This window comes from Komagataeibacter europaeus LMG 18890, from assembly GCF_000285295.1.
In the GTDB taxonomy this organism is placed as follows: Bacteria; Pseudomonadota; Alphaproteobacteria; order Acetobacterales; family Acetobacteraceae; genus Komagataeibacter; species Komagataeibacter europaeus.
Genome location: NZ_CADP01000116.1, coordinates 1 through 8,178, shown reverse-complemented (window position 1 = coordinate 8,178; position 8,178 = coordinate 1). Strand labels below are relative to the sequence as shown.

The 8,178-nt window shown below is 61.6% G+C and carries 6 protein-coding genes; 5 read left to right on the top strand and 1 reads right to left on the bottom strand.

Annotated features, from left to right (window positions below):
- Nucleotides 1-178 precede the first annotated feature (178 nt).
- From GEU01_RS18110 to GEU01_RS18095, 4 genes are all read left to right on the top strand, one after another.
- A complete protein-coding gene (locus GEU01_RS18110; RefSeq protein WP_010515894.1) occupies nucleotides 179-778 on the top strand; it encodes a CatB-related O-acetyltransferase in 600 nt (199 codons plus the stop codon).
- Nucleotides 779-1,108: 330 nt separating this feature from the next.
- Nucleotides 1,109-2,329: an efflux RND transporter periplasmic adaptor subunit gene (locus GEU01_RS18105; protein ID WP_019087210.1), complete on the top strand. Its 1,221-nt coding sequence runs from the start codon at nucleotides 1,109-1,111 to the stop codon at nucleotides 2,327-2,329.
- Nucleotides 2,307-5,411, top strand: coding sequence for an efflux RND transporter permease subunit (locus GEU01_RS18100; protein WP_019087209.1), 3,105 nt, complete (start codon nucleotides 2,307-2,309; stop codon nucleotides 5,409-5,411). Before GEU01_RS18105 ends, GEU01_RS18100 begins: the two co-directional genes overlap by 23 nt.
- The gene (locus GEU01_RS18095) at nucleotides 5,408-6,829 is read left to right on the top strand and encodes an efflux transporter outer membrane subunit (protein WP_019087208.1); all 1,422 of its coding nucleotides are present in this window, start codon (nucleotides 5,408-5,410) and stop codon (nucleotides 6,827-6,829) included. The genes GEU01_RS18100 and GEU01_RS18095 overlap by 4 nt, the downstream gene beginning before the upstream one ends.
- An 87-nt stretch (nucleotides 6,830-6,916) precedes the next feature.
- Here the strand turns inward: GEU01_RS18095 and GEU01_RS18090 are convergent, their stop codons facing one another.
- On the bottom strand, nucleotides 6,917-7,603 hold the full coding sequence (locus GEU01_RS18090) for a TetR/AcrR family transcriptional regulator (RefSeq protein ID WP_019087207.1): 687 nt from the start codon (nucleotides 7,601-7,603) through the stop codon (nucleotides 6,917-6,919).
- Nucleotides 7,604-7,930: 327 nt separating this feature from the next.
- On the opposite strand from GEU01_RS18090, the gene GEU01_RS18085 reads away from it, so the two are divergent.
- Nucleotides 7,931-8,178: hypothetical protein (locus GEU01_RS18085; protein ID WP_026018859.1), on the top strand; the 248-nt coding region annotated here is incomplete at its 3' end.

Sequence of the window (8,178 nt, the reverse complement as noted above, 5' to 3'; positions counted from 1 at the left end):
GATGACATATGAAGAGGGGCTGGAACTGATCAGGAAGGAATAAAGAGGTTGATAGCGCTTCATATATCTCGTTCTTAACAAGTCCACTATGGCAAGGCAGTTGATTCCTGTGACCGATGTGCAAAAACACATATCGACAGCCGCTTAACCTCAACCATGATGGGAGAAAACTGCCCAGATGTATTACGGCAAGAATGCCTTTTCGCTGCTCCTACGCTACACGCTTGCCCACGAGATTGAGGAATGGGGCTGGGAGATCGGGGACCATACGTATGGCGCCAAGGGTTCTCCCATCATCATAGAGGCCGAATATGCCGGCCTGAAGATCGGGAAATACTGCTCGATTGCCCGCGAAGTGCTGATGATCCTGGGCAACCACCGCACGGACACGATCACCACCTACCCGTTCAAGAACCAGTGCAATTTCTGGCCCGAAGCAGCTGACGCATCCGATGACCATTCCACCAAGGGGGATATCGTCATCGGCAATGATGTCTGGATCGGCGCGCGGGCCAACATCATGTCAGGTGTAACCATCGGGTCTGGCGCGATCATTGCCACGGCGGCGGTGGTGACCAGGGACGTGCCGCCTTACGCCATCGTCGGCGGCAATCCGACCCGGGTTATCAGATACCGCTTCCCCGAGAGAACCATCGAGCGGCTGCTCGCACTGGCATGGTGGGACTGGCCAGAGGAGGTCATACGGGCTCGGATGCCGCTCCTGATGAGCGATAATATCGAGGGATTCCTGAGTGCATATGAAGGTGTTCCAGCGTAGCGCCTTCATCCCCTTCCAATAGCTTGATAGCATTGCGCCATGGGAAACGCTGAATGCCCGCCCCAATTTGTTCCTATCTGAGCTCATGTCTGAACCCGCTCATTCATGCTGGTTCATGCCAAATTGGCCGGTTTAGGGCCGAATAAGGTAAAACAAACGGATCAGCACCATATGTGTGCCTACGTAATCCCACCTGTTACCCGCGTGTTTGCAGCCAGCCGACAGTAGCACCTGTACGCCATTGCAATACGATACGGTCTCGTCTATGCAAGCCATAACGGCTGCGTCGTGCCGCTGGATTCAGGACATGACTGAGGGTGATCGGTATCCATGCAAACCAGACATACTGGCAATGAAAGCGTGGGCCATGCCCAGCCTCCATCTTTCCTGGCTACCATTCTTCATCCGATCCTGCACAGGGAAGGCAGCCTCCCGCCGGGCCAATATCCCGCGCCCGCCGTGGAAAAACCGCGTAGCGCTCCGGGCCTGATCCTGCTCTGCCTGCTGCTTCTGCTTTCAGCCTGCCACAAGAAGGTGGCAGTGGAGGAAGTCCGCCCCGTCCGATCCGTCATTGTGGACCCGACGCCTGACACGAACGGCGAGGTGGTGACGGGACAGGTCTCCGCCCATCAGTCCATCAACCTCGCCTTCCGCCTGCCCGGCAAGGTGGTGGAACGTTCCGTGTCCGCAGGCAGCGTCGTGCGTGCGGGGGACGTGCTGGCGCGGCTGGATGACACGGTGCCACAGCAGACGCTGCGCACGGCGCTGGCGGAAAACGCCACGGCAAAAGCGGCGCTGGAACAGGCTGCCCCCCTGAAGCAGCGGGCCGCAGCCCTGCTGCCGGTGGAGGCCATTTCACGCAACGATTATGACGACGCGGTGCGCCGCTACAAAACCGCGCAGGACCAGGTGCAGGCGACACAGGCGCAGGTACGCGTGGCGCAGGAACAGCTTGGCTACACCCGCCTGATGGCGCCCGAGGACGGCATCGTGACCGACCGGCTGGTGGAAGCAGGCGAGGTGGTGGCCGCAGGCCAGCCCGTCCTGCGCATGGCGGCGGGTGGCGGGCTGGACGGGCAGTTCGACATGCCCGAAGCCCTGGCGCAGTCCCGTCTGACCGTGGGCATGACCATGAAGGTGTGCCTGGACGCAGCGCCTGCTACCTGCGCACCCGCCGCGATCTATGAAATCGCGCCCGATACCGATCCGCTGACCCGCACCTATCATACCAAGGCGCTACTGCGCGCCACGCGGGACATGATGCCGTTGGGCGCGGTGGTGACGGGGCATCTGTCCATATCATCAGCGCCAACCGTCCATCTGCCGCCCGCCGCCCTTGCCACACAGGACGGCAAACCTGCGGTCTGGATCGTGGCCCCCGACACGCTGCGCGTCTCCCAGCGCCCCGTCACCATTGCCCGTTATGCCACCGATGACGTGGTGATCGCATCCGGCCTGAACGCCGGGGACAGGGTAGTGACGGCAGGCGTGCAGGCGCTGTATCCGCAAGAAAAGGTCAGCCTGCTGGATGAAGCCGATGTCCGTCCCTGAGCCACGCGCGCCGGGGGGCATAAACCTGTCCGACTGGTCCATCCGCCACCGTGCGCTGGTCCTGTTCTTCATGATCCTGATCGGCGTGGCCGGCATCCAGTCCTACTTCAGACTGGGCCGGAATGAAGACCCGCCCTTTACCGTCAAGACCATGGTGGTGGAGGCGTTCCTGCCCGGTGCGTCGGTGGAGGAAACCACCCACCAGCTGACCGAACGCATCGAGAAGAAACTGCAGGAAACGCCTGACCTCGATTACGTCAAGAGCTATACGCTGGCGGGCAAGACCACGATTTTCGTCAACCTGCTGTCCGGCGCACCCAAGGCGGAAGTGCCCGACATCTGGTACCAGGTGCGCAAGAAGGTGGGCGACATCAAGGCCCAGTTGCCGCAGGGCACGCTCGGCCCGTTCTTTGATGACGAGTTCGGCGATACCTACGGTATCATCTACGGCTTTACCGCCGATGGCTTTTCCCACCGCGAACTGCGTGACTATGTCGAGACGGTGCGCGACGAACTGCTGCATGTGCCCGACGTGGCCAAGATCGACACGCTGGGCGCGCAGGACGAGAAGATCTATGTCGATTTCTCCACCCACCACCTGGCCCGGCTGGGCATAAACGGGGCCACGATTGCGGCCGCCCTGCTGGCGCAGAACGCCACCGTACCATCCGGCGTGATCGATACCGGGCGCGAACAGATACAGGTCCAGCCCACCGGGCAGTTCGGGTCGGTGCAGGACATTGCCAATGTCACGGTCTATGCCGGCAGCCGCAAGATCCGGCTGGGTGACATCGCCACTATCACCCGCACCCATTCCGACCCGCCGCAGACCATGTTCCGCGTGGGCGGGCAGGATGCGATCGGGCTGGCGCTCAGCATGCGCAGTGGTGGCAACGTGCTGGAACTGGAGAAGAACATCACGGCCAAAATGGCTGAACTGCACGCCCGCATGCCCATCGGCATCGAGGCGCACCTTGTCGCCAACCAGCCCAAGGTGGTGCATGACGCGGTAGGGGACTTTACCGAGGCCCTGTTCGAGGCCATCGTCATCGTGCTGGGCATAAGCTTCCTCAGCCTTGGCGCCCGCGCGGGCACGGTGGTGGCGTTCTGCATTCCCTTCGTGCTGGCAGTCGTGTTCGTGTGCATGAAAATGTTCGGCATTGACCTGCAGCGCGTCTCGCTCGGCGCGCTGATCATCGCCCTCGGCCTGCTGGTCGATGACGCCATGATTACGGTGGAAAGCATGGTCAGCAAGCTGGAGGAAGGCTGGACCCTGACACGGGCCGCGACCTACGCCTATGTCTCGACCGCGTTCCCCATGCTGACCGGCACCCTTGTGACAGTGGCGGGGTTCATCCCGGTCGGGTTCGCGAAAAGTGTCGCGGGGGAATACACATTTTCTCTGTTCGCCGTGGTGGGCATGGCGCTGATCGCGTCATGGTTCGTGGCCGTGCTGGTGGCGCCGCTGGTGGGGGTGACCATCCTGAAGCGGCGCCCGGCGGCAGCACCCCATGCCCCGCCGGAAGGGCGACTGCTGCGCGTGTTCAGCCGGGCGCTACTGTTCACCATGCGCCGCCCGCGTGCGACCGTGCTGGCCAGCCTTGCCGCACTGGTCGTGGCCATTGCGCTGTCCCCACTGGTGCCCCGGCAGTTCTTCCCTGCATCCGACCGGCCGGAACTGCTGGTTGACCTGTCGCTGCGGCAGGGGGCATCGATCAAGGCGACGGCGGATGTCTCGCGCCGGCTGGATGCCATCCTGCGTAATGATCCCGATATCGACCACTGGAGTTCCTATGTCGGGCGCGGGGCTGTGCGCTTTTACCTGTCGCTTAATGAGCAGTTGCCCAACGACTTCTTTACCCAGACCGTCATCGTGGCCAAGAGTGCCGTGGCGCGTGACCGCCTGCGCAAGCGGCTGGATGGTGCACTGAGCCGCGACATGCCCGACGTGGTGCATGGGCTGTTCCCGCTGGAACTCGGGCCACCGGTGGGCTGGCCAGTGCAGTACCGCGTGACCGGCCGTGACCCAGACCGGGTATGGCATTACGCGCATGACGTGGCGAAGATCATGGCCGACAGCAACCAGTTGCACATGGTCAATTTCGACTGGGGCGATCCCGCGCGCAAGCTGAAGATCGACGTGCGGCAGGATGAAGCGCATCGTCTGGGCCTGTCATCGGGGGCGATTGCGCTGGCCATCAATTCGGCGGTGACCGGGCTTACGGCGACGCAGGTCCGTGACAGCATCTATCTGGTCGATGTCGTTCTGCGCGCCAACCATGCCCAGCGCCTGTCGATCGAGGATCTGCGCAATCTTGATATCCGCCTGCCCAATGACCAGACGGTGCCATTGTCTACCGTGGCAAGTGTTTCATACGTCGAGGATTATCCCCTGATCTGGCGGCGCGACCGCCTGCCGACGCTGACCATACAGGCGCAACTGCGCGATGGGGTGCAGGCGGATACCGCCGTTGGCACGCTGGCCCCGAAAATCGCGGCGTTCAATGCCAGCCTGCCATCAGGCTACCATGTCGCGGTGGGCGGCACGGTGGAGGAGAGTGCGAAATCGCAGAAATCCGTCGTGGCTGTCGTGCCGCTCATGATCCTGGTCATGCTGGGTGTGCTGATGATCCAGTTGCAGGACTTCAGGCGGCTGGCGCTGGTCATCAGCGTGGCCCCGTTTGGCCTGATCGGGGTGGTGGGTGCGCTGTTCCTGACCCAGCACCCGATGGGGTTCATCGCCATGCTGGGGCTGGTGGCGCTGATTGGCATGATCATCCGCAACTCGGTCATTCTGGTGCATCAGATCCAGATCGAAAAGGATCTGGGGCAGTCGGAATGGGATGCGGTGATGAATGCGGCCAAGATCCGCTTCCGCCCCATCATGCTGACCGCTGTCGCCGCCATCCTGGGCATGCTGCCCATTGCGTCCAGCGTATTCTGGGGGCCAATGGCCGATGTCATTATGGGTGGGCTGGCCGTGGCGACGGTGCTGACGCTGATCTTCCTGCCTTCGCTGTACGTGCTGTGGTTCAAGGTGAAGGAAACGCCATCGCCGCAGGTTGAGGGAGCCACAAGATGAAACGCATCCCGATCCTCCTGCTGCCTGCGCTGCTGGCGGGCTGCGCGTGGCTGGCCCCCACTTACCACCGGCCACAGATGCCCATGCCCGATAAATGGGGCACGCAGCAGGCCAGAACAGTGCCCGATGGCGGCGCATGGTGGCGCAGCTATAATGACCCGGTTCTGGACGCACTGGTGGACGAAGCACTGAAGAACAATGATGACCTTGCCCTGGCCGGGTCAAAGCTGCAGCAGGCGCGGGCACAGTATAAATATGCCTTCGCCAACCAGTTGCCCTCCATCTCGGTGGCAGGCGCAGATGCCATGGGCCGCCTGCACCTGAAGGATGAACTGCCGGTTGCGCACAAGATGAGCAACCTTGGCTTCGTGGGTGGCATGCTGAATTACGAAGCCGATTTCTGGGGCAAGAACGCNAGCCTGAGCAAGGCGGCCAAGGCAGGCGTGAAAGCGGCGGGTTACGGGCACGAGGCCGCGCGGCTGTCCATCGCAGCCGCCACCGCCAAGCTGTATTTCAGCCTGCGCGCGCTGGACCGGCAACGTGATATCCTGCAACAGACCATTGAGACCCAGACGGCCCTTCTGGCGCTGGTGCAGCGTCAGCATGAAGTGGGCGCGGTCGATGCGCTGGTGGTGCAGAACGTGACCGAGCAGCGTGACGCGGCACAGGCGGCCCTGCCAGATGTGGAGGACCAGCGCGGCAAGGCGGAAAGTGCGCTGGCCGTCATGCTGGGCCGCGCGCCCCAGCAGATCATCGGACAGGCGATGGAGCGGGGCAAGAACATTGACCAACTGACCATTCCCATCCCGACCCCGCCCGAAATCCCGTCCACCCTGCTCGAACGCAGGCCCGACATCGCCATGCATGAACAGACGCTGATCGCCAGCAACTTCAATATCGGCTTTGCGCGCGCAGCCTATTTCCCCACCATCTCGCTGGCCAGCCTGGCGGGGGTGAACAACATTGATATCGACAACCTGTATCGCGCCACCACGCGGTCATGGACGCTGGCGGCCTCGATGGCGGCCCCGGTGATGGATTTTGGCCGCACGGCCAGCGGCGTCAAGCTGGCACGGGCCGAGAAGAACGAGCAGGTCATTCTGTATAAACAGAGCATCCGCACCGCTTTCAAGGAGGTGCATGACGCCCTGCTTGAACAGAACAATGCCCACGCACGCGAACAGGGTGACGGGGACAAGGAAACAGCGGCCGAAAAAAACGTGGAACTGACACAGTTGCGGCTGGAACACGGCTATTCCAGCAGGCTGGATGTGCTCTCTGCACAGGTGCTGGCCCAGCAGGCGGAACTGGCGCATACGACTGCGCTCCTGTCCAGTCTTGATGCATCGGTTGATATGTACAGGGCAATAGGGGGCGGGTTTGACACCAGAGTCCCACAGGACAGGAAACAGAAATAACGGCGGGGCAGGGGCCAGCTTTTTAACCGGGCACGGATCAGGCGACCCACGTCCCGCTACGGGTCCGTGCATGCTCCCTTGTACTTGTTACCGGCCCTTCTTGCCAGACGGGCCGGGAGCAGGGGCGACCAGTATGCCCGTCATGAAGGCACGCCAGGCGTGGTCGAGATAGTCGTCACGCTCCTTTGCCGTCGTCAGGATCCTGCGTCCGAACAGCATTTGCTGGTGGGGACCGCCAAGACAGAGCGTGGCAAGCATCTGGCTGGTTTCCTCCAGATTGCAATCCGCCTTCAGCAGGCCCGCCCGGGAGACAGCGGTCAGGAGCTTGCAGGCCAGTTTTTCCAGCGGGTCGAAGATATGCGCACCGGCATGGTTCACCAGGTCCGGGAAACGCCATCCTTCACCGATGAAGGTGCGGCTCAGCGAAAGCGTTTCAGGGCTGAGGATCAGGTCAAGCAGCATCCGCATGGTTTTGTACAGCGCTTGCAGCGGATCGCTGGATACCATTTCGTCTGAAGGGGAGGCGGCGAGGAGGAAGCTGTTCCCCAGTTCGGCAATGACGGTCTTGAACAGGTTTTCCTTGGATGGGTGCCGCCGGTAGATGGTCTGCTTGCCCACTCCCGCCACGGCCGCGATCTGTTCGACCGATGTGGCGGCGTAGCCCTGTTCCCCAAACAGTCGGGTGGCGGTTTTCAGGATCAGGGCATCCAGTTCTTCCGACATCCGGCTGTCGGGCCGACCTGAATTTTTCCTCTTTCTGTCCTGATCCGCCATTTGACCTCCTGTGAGCAGTTTCTCCCGATTATAGGGGACGAAACCGTCTCGCAAGGGCTTTTGACAGGATCGGCATCTCACCCGGGGCAGAAGAAGCACCATCATATCGGCCCGAATTCCGTGAATACAGGCGCGCGTGGAACAGATACATGCGGTGTTCAATATTGAGCTCCAATCTGTGTGAAGCCCAGCGCCACGCCACTGCTTGCGTAAGTCAATCAAGGCTACCCCGCCTCGTGAGGAATTGTTGACGGACAGATGGGAACGGAACAATTCGGTACCGTCTCGTATCGAGCGCGACAACGACATATGAAGGATCATGTAATCATGGCAGCAGACCTGAATCTGGAGCAGACAGTGCGTGACGCATCGCGGACGCTGCAGGATCACGCGGAACACGTATTTTCACGGCACTCCGATCGTGTTGAGAAGCAGTTGAAGGAGCAGATCAGCGCCCTTCAGTCTCAACTGGAAACGCATGAGCAGGCACGGCATGCATCACATCTGCGGTTCTATCTTACGGTTGCCGGGGTCATCGCTCTTTCGGCGCTGGTTCATTTCCGCCACCGCAAGGC